This window comes from Labrys neptuniae (genome assembly GCF_040797145.1).
Taxonomy (GTDB): domain Bacteria; phylum Pseudomonadota; class Alphaproteobacteria; order Rhizobiales; family Labraceae; genus Labrys; species Labrys neptuniae.
Map to the genome: position 1 here is coordinate 991,756 of NZ_JBFNQD010000001.1, position 15,044 is coordinate 1,006,799.

The 15,044-nt window shown below is 64.5% G+C and carries 14 protein-coding genes; 11 read left to right on the forward strand and 3 right to left on the reverse strand.

Translation table 11 applies throughout. The annotated features are described in order from the left end of the window. Positions 1-233: 233 nt before the first annotated feature. From ABXS05_RS04755 to ABXS05_RS04785, 7 genes are all read left to right on the forward strand, one after another. A complete protein-coding gene (locus ABXS05_RS04755; protein ID WP_311935222.1) occupies positions 234-1,211 on the forward strand; it encodes an ABC transporter substrate-binding protein in 978 nt (325 codons plus the stop codon). 88 nt (positions 1,212-1,299) lie between these two features. Beyond that, entirely contained in the window at positions 1,300-2,337 is a 1,038-nt protein-coding gene (locus tag ABXS05_RS04760) for an ABC transporter permease subunit (protein WP_311935224.1), read from the forward strand. Continuing rightward, complete coding sequence (locus ABXS05_RS04765) at positions 2,334-3,077, forward strand: ATP-binding cassette domain-containing protein (protein ID WP_311935226.1); 744 nt, start codon at positions 2,334-2,336, stop codon at positions 3,075-3,077. The genes ABXS05_RS04760 and ABXS05_RS04765 overlap by 4 nt, the downstream gene beginning before the upstream one ends. A 263-nt stretch (positions 3,078-3,340) precedes the next feature. Continuing rightward, on the forward strand, positions 3,341-3,670 hold the full coding sequence (locus ABXS05_RS04770) for a hypothetical protein (RefSeq protein ID WP_311935228.1): 330 nt from the start codon (positions 3,341-3,343) through the stop codon (positions 3,668-3,670). 221 nt (positions 3,671-3,891) lie between these two features. Then, the gene (locus ABXS05_RS04775; RefSeq protein ID WP_367623105.1) at positions 3,892-4,296 is read left to right on the forward strand and encodes a FixH family protein; all 405 of its coding nucleotides are present in this window, start codon (positions 3,892-3,894) and stop codon (positions 4,294-4,296) included. Further along, the gene (locus tag ABXS05_RS04780; RefSeq protein ID WP_367623106.1) at positions 4,293-5,723 is read left to right on the forward strand and encodes an efflux RND transporter periplasmic adaptor subunit; all 1,431 of its coding nucleotides are present in this window, start codon (positions 4,293-4,295) and stop codon (positions 5,721-5,723) included. Before ABXS05_RS04775 ends, ABXS05_RS04780 begins: the two co-directional genes overlap by 4 nt. Further along, positions 5,720-8,893 (forward strand): efflux RND transporter permease subunit, encoded by a 3,174-nt coding sequence (locus tag ABXS05_RS04785; protein WP_367623107.1) that lies wholly within the window; start codon positions 5,720-5,722, stop codon positions 8,891-8,893. Before ABXS05_RS04780 ends, ABXS05_RS04785 begins: the two co-directional genes overlap by 4 nt. A gap of 28 nt (positions 8,894-8,921) precedes the next feature. On the opposite strand, the gene ABXS05_RS04790 is transcribed toward ABXS05_RS04785, so the two are convergent. Beyond that, complete coding sequence (locus tag ABXS05_RS04790) at positions 8,922-9,356, reverse strand: MarR family winged helix-turn-helix transcriptional regulator (RefSeq protein WP_367623108.1); 435 nt, start codon at positions 9,354-9,356, stop codon at positions 8,922-8,924. Between the two features lie 107 nt (positions 9,357-9,463). Between ABXS05_RS04790 and ABXS05_RS04795 the strand changes: the two genes are divergently transcribed. From ABXS05_RS04795 to maiA, 4 genes are all read left to right on the forward strand, one after another. Further along, entirely contained in the window at positions 9,464-10,807 is a 1,344-nt protein-coding gene (locus ABXS05_RS04795) for an MFS transporter (RefSeq protein WP_311935238.1), read from the forward strand. Positions 10,808-10,859: 52 nt separating this feature from the next. Continuing rightward, positions 10,860-12,218, forward strand: coding sequence for a homogentisate 1,2-dioxygenase (hmgA, locus tag ABXS05_RS04800; protein WP_311935240.1), 1,359 nt, complete (start codon positions 10,860-10,862; stop codon positions 12,216-12,218). Further along, positions 12,218-13,525: a fumarylacetoacetase gene (gene fahA, locus ABXS05_RS04805; RefSeq protein WP_367623109.1), complete on the forward strand. Its 1,308-nt coding sequence runs from the start codon at positions 12,218-12,220 to the stop codon at positions 13,523-13,525. Before hmgA ends, fahA begins: the two co-directional genes overlap by 1 nt. Positions 13,526-13,665: 140 nt before the next feature. Then, positions 13,666-14,301, forward strand: coding sequence for a maleylacetoacetate isomerase (maiA, locus tag ABXS05_RS04810; RefSeq protein WP_367623110.1), 636 nt, complete (start codon positions 13,666-13,668; stop codon positions 14,299-14,301). Between the two features lie 45 nt (positions 14,302-14,346). Here maiA and ABXS05_RS04815 read toward each other — a convergent pair whose 3' ends face one another. Both ABXS05_RS04815 and ABXS05_RS04820 read right to left on the reverse strand, forming a co-directional pair. Continuing rightward, positions 14,347-14,643: a HigA family addiction module antitoxin gene (locus ABXS05_RS04815; RefSeq protein ID WP_311935539.1), complete on the reverse strand. Its 297-nt coding sequence runs from the start codon at positions 14,641-14,643 to the stop codon at positions 14,347-14,349. A 20-nt stretch (positions 14,644-14,663) separates the two neighbouring features. Next, on the reverse strand, positions 14,664-14,945 hold the full coding sequence (locus tag ABXS05_RS04820; RefSeq protein WP_367623111.1) for a type II toxin-antitoxin system RelE/ParE family toxin: 282 nt from the start codon (positions 14,943-14,945) through the stop codon (positions 14,664-14,666). Positions 14,946-15,044 lie beyond the last annotated feature (99 nt).

The following is a 15,044-nucleotide window of genomic DNA, read 5'->3' on the forward strand; positions in this document are numbered from 1 at the left end:
AATTGACGCCTACGGCACGAAACCATAGTCTGACAATTCATAAAAGACAAAAACAAATTCAGGGAGGGAGATGGCACCGCAGGCGCACCGCACCTGCCGTGCCCGGCCGTTTACCCGGCATCCTTTCCTCAACTCGATCGGCGGCCCTGTCCGCCGTAGCCGGCAGGATACCTCGCGTTAGAGGAGGATCCGCGCCGGAGGGATCGACCCCTTCGTCAAACCGAGGAAACGATATGAGGAAATTGCTTACGGCCCTCGCGGCTCTCGCCATCGGGGCCAGCGTGCTTGCCGCCCCGGCGCAAGCCCAGGACAAGAAATATACCATCGCCCTCATCCCGGGCCTGACCACCGACGCCTTCTATATCTCCATGCGCAAGGGCGCTGAGGCGGCTGCCAAGGTGGTGGGAGCCGAGCTGGTGTTCCAGGGTGCGCCCGATTTCAACCCGGTGACGCAGACGCCCGTGCTCGATGCCGTCATCGCGCGCAAGCCCGACGCCATCCTGATCGCACCGACCGACAAGGTGCAGCTCGTGCAGCCCCTCAAGAAAGCCGCCGATGCCGGCATTCCGGTGATCACCGTCGATACCTTCATCGGCACCGGCAAGTACCAGACCGGCGCGGGTGACGCCGACTTCCCGCTCTCCTATGTCGCCTCGGACAATATTCTGGGCGGACGCATCGCGGCCCGTGCCCTCGCCAAGGCCATCGATGAGAAGGGCAAGGTCTACGTCTCCAACGTGAAGCCGGGCATCTCGACCACGGATCAGCGCGAGGAAGGCTTCAAGGACGAGATGAAGAACTACCCCAACATCACTGTCCTAGAAACCCAATTCAACGACAACGACGCCAACAAGGCCGCCTCGCAGATGCAGTCGGTCTTCGCGCGCAATCCCGACCTCGCTGGCGTCTTCGGCGCCAATCTGTTCTCCGCACTCGGTGCCGCCAATGGCGTGCAGCAGGCCGGCCAGAGCGGCAAGGTCCGCGTCGCCGCCTTCGACGCCCCGGCTTCGATCGTTGACAACATCAAGTCGGGCCTGGTCGACATCGCCATCGCGCAGCATCCGGCCGAGATCGGCTATTTCGGCGTGCTCTCCGCCTATGCCCATCTCACCGGCCAGTCGATCCCTGCTTCGATCGGCACGGGCTTCACCGTGATGGACAAGTCCAACGTCGACAAGCCGGAAGTTGCCGCCTTCATCTATAAGGAATGAGGCCCTTCCCGCATCTGCGCCGCCGGAGCCCTTGGAGCAGGACGCTCCGGCCCGGCGGCCTCTCCATGACCCCTGAACGGAGCGCCTGATGTCGGCAGCCCAATCTTCCCTCAGCCGGGCGCAGCCCGCGGCAGGCCCCCATCCCATCCTTCTGCGCATCGCAGAGCTCAGGGCCTGGCTCTTCCTGGTCCTGCTCCTGGTCTTCTTCGAATGCTGGGCCCGGATCGCCTATGGCTCGACCTTCGTGTTCTCGGTCCCGACGCTGCAATCGATCTCGATCTATGCCGTCGCACCGCTCCTGCTGGCCCTCGGTTCCACCTTCGTGATCATTTCGGGCGGCATCGACCTGTCGATCGGCTTCATCATGGGACTGTCGGCGGTGGTGGCAGCCCACACGGCCAATCTCATGGGCGCCTCCATGCCGCCCTTCCCGGCCATGCTGGTCGGCATCGTGGCCGGCGTCGCCGTCGCCACCATCCCCGGCTATATCAACGGCCTGCTGATTTCCAAGCTCCGGGTCCCTCCCTTCATCGGCACGCTGGGCATGTATGGCGTGGCTCGCGGCATCGCCTATCTGCTGGCCGGTGGCACCACCGTTCCGGTTTCGAACGCCTGGTTCGCGGCGCTCGGCAATGGCCGCTTCTATGGTGTGCCCGTCGTGGTCATCGTCGCCGCCCTCTTCCTGATCGCCATGCATTATCTGCTTTCGCAGACGCGCTTCGGCCAGCATACCTACGCCATCGGCGCCAGCGAGCAGGCTGCGCTTCGCGCCGGCATCAATGTCTCCAGGCACACCCGCAAGCTCTATGTCCTGTCGGCCGTCTGCGCCGGCATCGGCGGCGTGCTCTATGCCGCCCGTTTCACCGCCGGCGCGGCGCAAGCCGGCGAGCCGCTCCTGCTCGACTCGATCGCCGCCGTGGTGATCGGCGGCGCCAGCCTGTTCGGCGGCTCGGGCTCGATCTCCGGCACGCTGGCCGGGGCTCTCGTCATCGCCGTGATCCAGTTCGGCCTCGTTTACATCAATGTCGAGCCCTTCTGGCAATTCGTCTCGGTGGGCGTCGTCATCATTGTTTCCGTGCTGGTCGACCAGGCCCAGCGCTCCATCGCCGGAGGCCGCCGTTCATGAGCACCCAGCCCCTCCTCGACATACGCGACGTCTCCAAGCATTTCGGCGGCGTCACCGCCCTCAACGGCGTCTCACTGCAGCTCAATGCCGGCGAAGTCGTTGCCCTTGCCGGCGACAATGGCGCCGGCAAGTCGACACTGATCAAGACGATCTCCGGCGTCTACCAGGCTGATGGCGGCGAGATCCGCCTGAAAGGCGACGTGGTGAAGTTCGCCACGCCCGAAGCCGCGCGCGGCCACGGCATCGAGACAATCTACCAGGACCTCGCTCTGGCCGACAATCTCTCCATCGGCGCCAACATCTTCCTGGGACGCGAGCCGATGACCAAGGCCTTCGGCTTCCTGCCCGTGCTCGACCGCAAGAAGATGGCCAAGGCGGCGCAGGAAACCATGGCGCAGCTCGACTTCCACGTGACGCGCCTCGATGCCCCCGTCGGCAACTTCTCGGGCGGCCAGCGCCAGGCTGTCGCCATCGGCCGGGCCGTCTACTGGAACGCGCAGGTGCTGATCATGGACGAGCCGACCGCCGCGCTGGGCGTACCCGAGCAGCGCAAGGTCGTTTCCCTCATCAAGACCCTCAAGGCCCAGGGCCGCGGCATCATCTTCATCTCGCATAATCTGCAGGACATCTTCGCCGTTTCCGACCGCATCGTGGTCCTGCGCCGCGGCACCCTGGCGGGCGAGCGCAAGATCGCCGAGACCAACCATGACGAGATCGTCAAGCTGATGGTTGGCGGCTAATACTACAGTTGCGTTTGCATAATGGGGCGCGAGACATGTGGAGTGTCAGCCTCCTGGCTGACATCTTACTTGTCGGCAAGCACTTCGTTTCAAGATGTCAGCCAGGAGGCTGACACTCCAAATCCCCTTCGAACGAAACCGCAACTGTACTACTAAGAATGGCAGAGCGGGTCACCGACGAGAATGTGATCAGGGCAGGACTTCTCATTTCCCCCAGCCCGTGACATCACTCTGGCGTGACCTGCTGGCATCTCCTTTCCCGCATGCTCTCGATCGTCATGATCGCAAGCCTGCTGAGCGCTCCGATGGCGCCCTTCTCGGCCGCCATGGCGGCCGTGCCGTCGCACGCGGTGAGCCAGGCAGCCATGGCTTCCGACATGCCATGCTGCCCCGAACAGAACCCCTCGCTGCCCGGAGGGCAGAAGTCCTGCCCGGTGGCGATCGTCTGCATGGCCAAATGCGCCCCCGGTGACCCGATCGCGGTAATGGCCCAAGCACCTCTCTTCGAGACCAGCCGCCTCGCCCCGCCCGGCAACGACCTGGACAGGACGCCCTTCATCACGGCGCCGCCGGACCGTCCTCCCCGCGCCTGAATTCATCCGCGCCCCGTACTGGGGCAGTCCGTCCGGCGCCTTCGGGGCCGGACAGCATTAGCAGCCGTCGAACCTCCTCCAGAGCAAAGCGGGTCCAGGCGTAACGCCTGTCGATCCCGGCTTTCGCTCCGACGCGTCCTTGCGTTTTTCGTCGATTACGGCGCACCGCAAAGGCTTGGGAGACGTTCGCCGGTCAGGGATGAATCGGGAATATTTCAGACATGACGTCATTTGGCACCAACCGCATCGCCCTGGCGGCTGCGATCGGCCTTGCCTGCGCAACCGCCTCCCCCGCACAAGCCGATATCGCAGACTACGAATTTCAACTCGTCCGGCCCGAGATCAAGCTGAACGAGACATCGGAAATCGCCGTACGCCTCGTCGACAGGCGCTCCGGCCAGCCTGTCCCCAACGCGGTGATTTTCACCCAGCGCGTCGACATGGCGCCGGACGGCATGGCCACGATGAAGGCCCCGATCGAAGCCATCGCATCCGATGAACCCGGCATCTATCGATTCAAGGCAAAGCTGAGCATGGAGGGCGGCTGGCGGCTGTCGCTCGCCGCCAAGGTCCAGGGCGAAACCGGAACGCTCGAAAGCAAGCTCGTCTTCAAGGCCGTGCCATGAGCCGTGTCGGTCGAACAAGTCTCGTCCTCATCGCGATCGTCGCGGCCGGAACAGGCGGCTATTGGGCAGGCCAGCATGGCCCGGCCCTCTCGGCTGCGGCCTGGCAGCAAATGCTCACACTGACCGGCGGGCCTTCGTCGCCCATGGCGAGTGCGGCAGCAGGGCCGGTGATCTATTATCGCGCCCCCGATGGATCTCCCGCCTATTCGGCAACGCCGGCCAGAACGGCCGATGGCCGCGACTTCGTCGCCGTCCACGCCAGCGAGGAGGTAAGCTTCGACGGGAAGCCTGCCGACGCGGCCCCGGCACCCGCCGTCGCAGCCCCCCGTCCCATCCTTTATTACCGCAACCCCATGGGCCTTGCGGACACGTCACCGGTTCCGAAGAAGGATTCCATGGGCATGGACTACATCCCCGTGCATGCCGGGGAAGGACCGGAAACGGGAACCGTCAAGGTCGCAGCAGGCAGGCAGCAGCAGACGGGCGTCCGTACCGAGATCGCGGCAATGCGCGCCCTCGTCCGGCCCGTGCGCGTCCCGGGCAGCGTGCAGCTCGACGAGCGTCGCATCAGCGTGGTCGCCACGCGTTCGGATGCCTTCATCACCAAGGTCTCGGATGTGACGACGGGCGATCGGATCGCCAGGGGCGAACCGCTTCTTCAGCTCTACTCGCCCGAAATCGCCGCTGCCGGCGCCCAGTTCCTCACCGAGCTTGGCAATGGCGGGCGTGGCGGAACGGGCGGCGGCGCACGGCAGCGGCTGGAAAATCTCGGCGTACCTCCCGAAGCCATCGCCGAACTCGAACGAAACCGGAAGGTGCCGCCAGCAATGACATGGCGAGCCCAGCGAGACGGCATCGTGCTCCAGCGCAATGCGACCGAGGGCATGAAGGCCGCGCCCGGCGACATCCTCTTCCGCCTCGCCGACATCTCGACCGTGTGGGTGCTGGCCGATGTGCCCGAATATCAGCTCGGCGCCATCAGGCCCGGAGCCCCTGCGACCGTCCGGATCCGCAGTCTGCCCGGCCGCGTCTTCGAGGGACGGATCGCGCTGATCTATCCCGAAGTGGTCAAGGAGACGCGTACCGCCAAGGTGCGGATCGAGTTGCAGAACCCGGAAGACCTTCTGCTGCCGGACATGTATGCCGACGTGGACATCGCAACCGGCGACGCGAAGGAGGCCGTGACCGTCTCCGACAGCGCCGTGATCGACACCGGCACGCGCCAGACGGTTATCCTTGCCAGGGGAGACGGGCGTTTCGAACCGCGAGAGGTCAAAGTCGGCGCCCAGGGCGGCGGCTTCGTCGAGATCCGCGACGGCGTTGCGGCCGGTGACCGCGTGGTGACGGCCGCAACCTTCCTCATCGACGCCGAAAGCAACCTCAAGGCCGCGCTGAACGGCATGACCAGCCCGGAGGCCACGCCATGATCGCCCGGCTGATCGCCTGGTCTGCACGCAACCTCGTGCTGATCTTCGTCGGCACCGCCTTTGCTGTGGCGGCCGGCCTCTACGCGCTGAAGGCCCTGCCCCTCGACGCCATCCCCGATCTCTCCGACGTACAGGTCATCGTCTACACCGATTATGCCGGCCAGGCCCCGCAGGTCGTCGAGGACCAGGTCACCTATCCGCTGACGACAGCGATGCTGACGGTCCCGAAGTCGAAGGTAGTGCGCGGCTTCTCCTTCTTCGGCGTCTCCTTCGTCTATGTGATCTTCGAAGACGGTACCGATCCCTACTGGGCGCGCAGCCGAGTTCTCGAATATCTCAACGCAGCGGCGCAGCGCCTTCCCGCCGGCGTAACGCCAAGCCTCGGTCCCGATGCCACCGGGGTCGGCTGGGTCTATCAATATGCCGTCACTTCCAAGGACATGTCGCTTGCCGAACTGCGCTCGCTGCAGGATTGGAAGCTGCGCTATGCCGCCTCCAAGGCGGAAGGCGTGGCCGAGGTCGCCGGCGTCGGCGGCTTCGTCAAGCAATACAGCATCGTGGTGGATCCGTTGCGGCTGCGAGCCCAGGGCATCTCCCTGTCGACGGTGCGCGACGCCGTGCGGGCCAGCAATCGCGACGTAGGCGGGCGCACGCTGGAACTTTCCGAATTCGAATTCATGGTGCGCGGCCGCGGCTACGTCAAATCACCGGCCGACCTCGAGAACATCGTGCTCAGGACCAGCACCGGCGTACCGCTTCGTCTCAGGGACGTCGCCCGCGTCGAAATCGGGCCGGACGAGCGCCGCGGCATCACCGAACTCAACGGCGAGGGAGAAGTGGCTGGTGGTATCGTCCTGCAGCGCTTCGGCGCCAATGCCCTGACCGTCATCGACAATGCCAAGCAACGCCTGGCGGAGATCGCGGCAAGCCTGCCCAAGGGAACCGAGATCGTCCCGGTCTATGATCGCTCCCACCTGATCGAGGCGGCGATCGAGACGCTCAAGGGAACGCTGTTCGAGGAAAGCGTGATCGTCGCCCTCGTCTGCATCGTGTTCCTGCTTCACCTGCGCAGCGCCCTGGTCGCCATCCTCATGCTGCCCGTCGGCATTCTCATGGCCTTCGGCGCCATGAAGCTGATCGGCCTCGGCTCCAACATCATGAGTCTCGGCGGCATCGCCATTGCCGTCGGCGCCATGATCGATGCCGCCATCGTCATGATCGAGAACGCGCATAAGCATCTCGAACGTGCTGCGCCCGGCCAGTCCCGCGTTCAGATCCTCGTCAATGCGGCAAGTGAGGTCGGCCCGGCCCTGTTCTTCAGCCTGCTGATCATCACCGTCTCCTTCCTTCCCATCTTCACGCTGGAATCGCAGGAGGGGCGCTTGTTCGGGCCGCTCGCCTTCACCAAGACCTTCGCGATGGCCGCCGCCGCCCTCCTGTCGGTCACGCTGGTGCCGGCACTGATGGTGGTGTTCGTGCGCGGCAGGATCATTCCTGAGCACAGGAATCCGATCAACCGTCTCCTGATCTGGCTCTACCGACCGGTCATTCGCGGGGTCCTGAAAGCCAAGATTCTCACCATCATTCTCGCCGTGGCGGCGCTGGCCGTCAGCATCTGGCCCGCGCGCCAGCTCGGCTCCGAATTCATGCCGTCGCTGGACGAGGGAACCCTGATGTATATGCCGACCACCCTGCCGGGCATCTCGATCACCAAGGTCGGTGAATTGCTGCAGATCCAGGACCGCATCATCAAATCGTTCCCCGAGGTCGCCTCCGTCTACGGCAAGGCGGGTCGCGCCATGACGGCGACCGATCCCGCACCCACCGAAATGTTCGAGACCATCATCAATCTCAAGCCCAAGGAGCAATGGCGGCCGGGCATCACCCTCGACGGCCTCAAGTCCGAGATGGACAAGGCCCTGCAATTTCCCGGCGTATCGAATGCCTGGACCATGCCGATCCGCGCCCGTATCGACATGCTCTCGACCGGCATTCGAACACCGGTCGGCGTCAAGGTCTTCGGCACGGATCTCGCCGAGATGGAAAAGATCGCCCGCCAGATCGAGGCCATTCTCAAAACCGTGCCGGGCACCTCCAGCGCCTATGCCGAGCGAGTCATCGGCGGCTATTATCTCGACATCGTGCCGGACCGGGACGCACTCGGCCGCTACGGGCTCGCCGTGGGCGATGTCCAGGACGTCATCGCCACGGCACTCGGCGGCGAGACCGTGACCACGACCGTCGAGGGGCGGGAACGCTACGGCGTGAACATCCGCTATCCGCGCGATCTGCGCTCCAGCCGCCAGGCCATCGCCGCCGACGTGCAGGTTCCCCTCCCGGGTGGTGGCACGATCCCGCTGGGCGAGGTGGCGAAGGTCGAACTGACGCGGGGTGCGACCTCCATCCGCACGGAGAACGGCCAGCTCGCAACCTATATCTTCGTCGACATCGACGGGCGCGATCTCGGCGGCTATGTCGCCGAGGCGCAGAAGGCCGTGGCTGCGAAAATCGTGCTGCCGCCGGGCTATTCGGTCGGATGGAGCGGCCAATATGAATATCTCCAGCGGGCCGAAGCCCGGATGAAGATCGTGGTGCCGGTCACGCTGCTCATCATCTTCCTGCTGCTCTATCTCAACTTCCGCAGCTTGACGGAAACGCTGATCGTCATGCTGTCGCTGCCCTTCGCCCTGGTCGGCGGCATCTGGCTGATGTGGTGGCTCGGCTTCAACATGTCCGTGGCAGTTGCCGTCGGCTTCATCGCCCTGGCCGGCGTGGCAGCGGAGACAGGCGTCGTCATGCTGATCTACCTGCAGCAGGCCCTGGCCGAAGTGAAGGCGGAGCGATCCCGCAAGGACCAGCCTTTCACCAGGGCGGATCTTCGGCAGGCGATCATGCTGGGTGCCGTGGAACGGGTTCGCCCCAAGATGATGACGGTCATCGCCATCATGGCCGGGCTCATCCCCATCCTGTGGAGCACGGGCGCCGGATCGGAGGTGATGCAGCGCATCGCGGTTCCCATGATCGGCGGGATGGTGTCCTCGACCCTGCTGACCCTGGTGGTCATCCCCGCCATCTACGGCATTATCAAGGGATGGAGCCTGCCCACCGGCCGGCAGCAGGAGACGGATGCCGTGACACCCGCCCCTGCAGTCGAGCATCGGGCTGCATAAGGACGCGCCAAGCTTCGGTCAGGCGCGCTCAGCGCAGATCCATGCTGGCTTCGAGCTTGTCGAGGCCCTGCAACAGTGCCTCGGCCTCCGGGCCGAGGGCTGCCAGCAAGGCTGCTTCGAAAGCCAGCGCCCGCGGCACGATCTCGGCATAGACCCGCCGCCCCAGCGGCGAGAGGCTGAGGATCTCCTCGCGCCTATCCTCCACTCTCTCGCGGCGCTTGAGCCAGCGGCGTTCCTCCAGCGCTCGCACGGCGCGGCTGACCTTGGTCTTGTGCATGGAAGAATGGGCGCCGATCGCCTTCGCGCCCATCTCATCGAATTCGCCCAATGTCGCCAGCACCCGCCACTCGGGCACGGTCAGGTCGTGCTCCGGCCCGTAGACGGTGCGAAAATCGCGCGACACGGCGGCGCCGATGCGGTTGAGCCGGTAGGGCAGAAAGTTCTCGAGCGTGAGCTTGGCCATGCTTTGATAGTTACATTATCGACAGTTACAACTGCAACTTCATAAACGAGCGGCCGCTTCTCGACGTGTGGTCGCATAACCAAAGATCCGCGACCGGGAGGATGAAGATGGCTTCGATGGCGTCCCGCCTGAAGGTGATGCTTGCCGCCACATTGGGCTCGACACTGGAATGGTATGATTTCTTCATCTTCGCCGCGAGCACTGTGCTCGTCTTCAACAAGGTGTTCTTTCCAGCCGACGATCCCTTCGTGGGCACCCTGCTCGGCCTCGGCACCTTCGCCGCCGGCTTCCTCGCCCGCCCCTTTGGCGGCATCGTCTTCGGAGTGATCGGCGACCGGCTCGGACGCAAGAACACGCTGATCGTCAGCCTGTTGATGATGGGTGTGGCCACCGTCGCCATCGGCCTCCTGCCGACTTATGAGACCATCGGCGTCGCCGCTCCCCTGTTGCTCCTGCTCATCCGCATCTTCCAGGGCGTTGCGGTCGGCGGCGAGGCAACCGGCGCGCTGACCATCGTGGCCGAATCCATGCCGGCCCGGCATCGCGGTTTCTGGACCAGCTTTCCAATGGCGAGCGGCCCGGCCGCCAATGTCCTCGCCCTCGGCATTCTCGGCCTCGTCCAGCTCTGGCTCGGCGAGGAGGCGTTCCTGGCGTGGGGCTGGCGCATTCCCTTCCTGCTGTCGATCGTGCTGATCGCCCTCGGCTTCTGGGCCCGCCGGCAGGTCGATGAATCGCCGGCCTTCCTCGAGATCAAGGCCGAAACCGAAATCGCCCACGCACCGCTGGCCGAAGCCTTTGCCACCCAGAAACTCTCGATGGCCAAGGTCTTTTTCGTCAAGGCAGCCGAGAACACGCTGCTCTATCTGTTCTCAACCTTCGTCCTACTGCTGGCAACGACCCGGCTCGGGCTGAGCCGGGCGCAGGCCATTGATGTCGTCCTCGTCGCCTCGCTCGCCTCTTTGCCCGTCATCCTCGGCTCGGGCTGGCTCAGCGACCGTATCGGGCGCCGGCCGGTGATGATCGCGGGTTTCATCGGTGCCACGATCGCCGCGTTTGCCCTGTTCACCCTGGTGCAGGGCGCGGCGCCATCGGCTCTCTACCTTCGAGCCGTCCTGGCCTTGTGCACCCACGGGTTCCTCCTCGGCGGCCTTGCCCCCTATGTCACCGAGATGTTCCCGACACGCGTGCGCTACACTGCCCTTTCCGCCTCCTACCAGGCCGCCTCCGTGCTCGGCGGTTCGGTCGCCCCGCTGATCGGCGCCCTCCTGATCGAGCGCACGGGCACGCCGATGTCGGTCGCCATCTACGCCGCGCTGATGGTGGTGCCGGCCTTGCTCGTGCTCATATTGACGCCGGAGACCCGTGGTAGAGCTGCGGATGACGACATCTCCAGCCAACCCAATGCCGGTCCGTTCGGGCAGGAGGATCTGCAGCGCAGGCCGCAGCTTTGATGGTTACAAACGCAACGATTACAGTTGAAACGTTCGAATGCAGGAGGCGATCATGAATCTCCAGTCTCCCACGCCAGGCGGCGATCAAAAGAGCCAAGCCGTCAGTGCCATCCAGGCCGGCTACATGTCGGGCTTCGGCAACGGCTTCGAGACCGAGGCACTGCCGGGCGCCCTGCCCCTTGGCCGCAATTCCCCGCAGCGCTGCGCCTATGGGCTCTATGCCGAGCAGCTCAGCGGCTCGCCCTTCACGGCGCCGCGCACCACCAATGAGCGCTCCTGGCTCTACCGCATCCGGCCGACGGTGAGCCATTGGGGTGCGTTCGCCAAGGCCGATATCGGGCTCTGGCGCACGGCCCCCGCCCCCGAGGTCGAGGTTCCGATCGCGCCGCTGCGCTGGGATCCACTCCCGATCCCGGCCGAGCCGGTTTCCTTCCTCGACGGCGTGCATACACTGACCACGGCCGGCGACGCCGCCACCCATGCCGGCATGGGTGCGCATGTCTATCTGATCACCCGCTCGATGGTGGATGAGTATTTCTACAATGCCGATGGCGAACTTCTCTTCGTGCCGCAGCAGGGTTCGCTGCGCCTCGCGACCGAGTTCGGCATCATCGATATCGAGCCGGGCGAGATCGCCGTCATTCCGCGCGGCGTGAAGATCCGGGTCGAGCTTCAGAATGGCCCGGCCCGCGGTTATCTGTGCGAGAATTACGGCGGCGCCCTTACCCTGCCCGAACGAGGACCGATCGGAGCCAATTGCCTGGCCAATCCGCGCGACTTCCTCACACCGGTCGCCGCCTATGAGGACCGGGAGGTGGCCTCTCGCCTCTATGTCAAATGGGGCGGCGTCCTCTGGTCGGCTGCGATCAACCAGTCGCCGCTCGATGTCGTGGCCTGGCATGGCAATTACGCACCCTACAAATATGATCTCAGGCGCTATTCGCCGGTCGGCCCCGTGCTCTACGATCATGCCGACCCGTCGATCTTCACCGTGCTGACCTCGCCGTCGGAAACGCCGGGCACCGCCAATATCGATTTCGTGATCTTCCCGGATCGCTGGCTGGTGGCCGAGAACACCTTCCGGCCACCGTGGTACCATATGAATGTGATGAGCGAGTTCATGGGCCTGGTCTACGGCCAGTACGACGCCAAGACCGGCGGCGGCTTCGTGCCGGGCGGCGCCTCGCTGCACAACATGATGCTGCCCCATGGGCCCGATCTCGACGCTTTCGAGAAAGCCAGCCAGGTCGAGCTCAAGCCGCACCGACTGGAAAACACGCTGGCCTTCATGTTCGAGAGCCGTTTCCCGCAGCGCGTGTCCGCCTTCGCAGCCGGCTCCGGCGCCTTGCAGAAGGACTATGGCGGCTACGGCCACAAGATGACCAAGCATTTCGATCCGAGCAGGCCCTGATGATTGAACTCGACCAGACGCACGATCCTAAACTGACCAGTTGGGTCGCCTCGGCGAACGGCCATGCCGATTTTCCGATCCAGAACCTGCCTTTCGGCATCTTCAGCCCGGGCGGCGCGACCCCGCGCGCCGGCATCGCCATCGGCGATGCCATTCTCGACCTGCGCGCCATTCTCGATGGCGGCCTCCTCAGCGGTGCTGCCGAACGAGCCGCAAAAGCGGCGCGGGGGAACGATCTCAACGGCCTGCTGGCGCTGGGCGCCGGCCCGCGCCGCGCCCTGCGCCAGGCGCTTTCCAACCTCCTGGCCGAAGCCAGCTCCCTGCGCCCCCGGGTCGAGCCCCTGCTCTACAAGGCCTCCGACTGCCTTCTCCATTTGCCGGCGCGGATCGGCGACTACACCGACTTCTATGTCGGCATCCACCACGCCACCGCCGTGGGCAAGCTGTTCCGGCCCGACAATCCACTCCTGCCCAACTACAAATATGTGCCGATCGGCTATCACGGCCGCGCCTCTTCCGTCCTTCCCTCGGGAATCGCGATCCAGCGCCCGCTTGGCCAGTCGAAACGGCCGGAGGCGGAGACGCCGACTTTCGGCCCGAGCGCGCGACTGGATTACGAGCTCGAGCTCGGCGTGTGGGTGGGACCGGGTAACGATCTCGGCACCCCGATCGGGATATCGGCCGCAGGCGACCAGATCGCCGGCCTCTGCCTGCTCAACGACTGGTCGGCCCGCGACATCCAGGCCTGGGAATATCAGCCTCTCGGGCCCTTCCTGGCCAAGAGCTTCGCCACCACCGTCTCGCCCTGGATCATCACAGCCGAAGCGCTCGCCCCCTTCCGCATTGCACAGCCACCTCGCCCCGAGGGCGATCCTGCGCCACTTGCTTATCTCAACGATGCCGGCGACCAGGCCCAGGGCGCTTTCGATATCGAATTGGAGGTCCTGCTGACGACTGCCGAATTGCGCAGCCAGGAGCTCGCAGCCCATTCGCTGGCTCGCTCCAATGCCAGGCACATGTATTGGACCGTGGCGCAGATGCTGGCCCATCACAGCTCCAATGGCTGCAATCTGCGCCCGGGCGATCTCATCGGTACGGGCACCATTTCGGGGCCTGGACAAGACGCCTGCGGCAGCCTTCTGGAAGCCAGCCAGGGCGGCAAGAATCCCATCCGCCTCGAAACGGGCGAGGAGCGCCGCTTCCTCGAGGATGGCGACGAGGTTATCCTCAAGGGGCATTGCCGCCGCGAGGGCTTTGTTTCCATCGGCTTCGGGGTATGCCGTGCAGTGATCCGGCCGGCGCTTTAGTTTCGTCATAAGGATGGAGGCTGGCGCACGTTTGGTGTGCCGATCTCGCTCCGTCACGTGATGGAGTTGAGGAGATTTGCATACCGGATCTCGCGCGTATCGCACTCTGCGCATCGCCATGACAGGAAGGCAACGCGACCATGAAACTCTACACCTATTGGCGCTCCACCTCGTCCTATCGGGTGCGGATCGCCCTTGCCCTCAAGGGCCTGGAAGTGGAACAGGCCTTCATACATCTGGTGCGCAATGGCGGCGAACAGCATGGCGAGGCCTATCGGGCTCTCAATCCGCAGGAGCGTGTGCCCACGCTGGTGCTCGATGACGGCACGGCTCTGACCCAGTCCCCGGCCATCATCGAATATCTCGAAGAAGCCTATCCCGTACCGCCCCTGCTGCCTGCCGACCCCGCGCAGCGCGCCAAGGTGCGGGCGGTCGCCGCGATCATCGGCTGCGACATCCAACCTCTGCATAATCTCGGCCCGCTGACTTATCTGCGCCGGACGCTCGGCCAGGCCGAGCCGGAGGTCGACGCCTGGATCACGACCTGGGCCGGCTCGGGGCTGAAGGCGGTCGAGGCGCTGATCGGCGACGGCCCCTATTGCTTCGGCGAAACACCGGGGCTGGCCGATGTCTACCTCATCCCGCAGCTCTACGCCGCCCGCCGCTTCGGCGTGCCGCTCGACGCCTATCCTCGCATCCGCCGCGTCGAGGCCGAGGCCGAAGGGCATCCCGCCTTCGTCAAGGCGCATCCGGCGAACCAGCCTGACAGCGAGTGAGAGTGTAGCCGTCCTTGATCGGCAGCGAGGCAAGACATGACGTTGCTATGCCGCGTGCAGTGATTTCACGTCTTCGAGAGTGGAGCCAAGCCGCGCGCGCGTCGTCAGAATATCGTACCGGCTCTGCAGGTTGACCCAGAACTCCGGCGTGGTGCTCAGCACCTTGGCAAGACGGATGGCGGTATCGGCAGATATACCCATCTCCTCCTTGGCAATTCGCTCGATTCGAGTGCGAGGAACGCCGGCTGCGGCTGCAACCCTGCCAGCGGACAGGCCGAGAGGAATCAGGAATTCCTCCCGCAATATTTCGCCGGGATGCATAGGCGGCAAGGTCGCTACGATTTCGACCACGATACTCCTCCTCAATGATAATCCACGATCTCGGCACGCTCCGCGCCACCATCCGACCAGATGAAACAGACCCTGAACTGGTCATTAATCCGGATGGAATGCTGGCCGGCGCGATCTCCCCACAACACCTCGAGACGATTGCCTGGTGGCGAGCGCAGGTCGTCGAGATTATGAGCAGCATGAAGCGCTTCCAATTTACGGCGGGCAATCCTGACGATGTCCGTTGGAAAGCCCTTGGGAACGCCGCCATTGAAGACGGCTTCCGTCAGCCTATCCTTGAATGAGCGGATCATGTCTCACCCTATGCAAGGTACATGTATCATTCCTCGATACATTTTACAATGAAATGTATCTCTATCCGATACAGCCGTCCCTGCCTCTCTCTGCGCTGG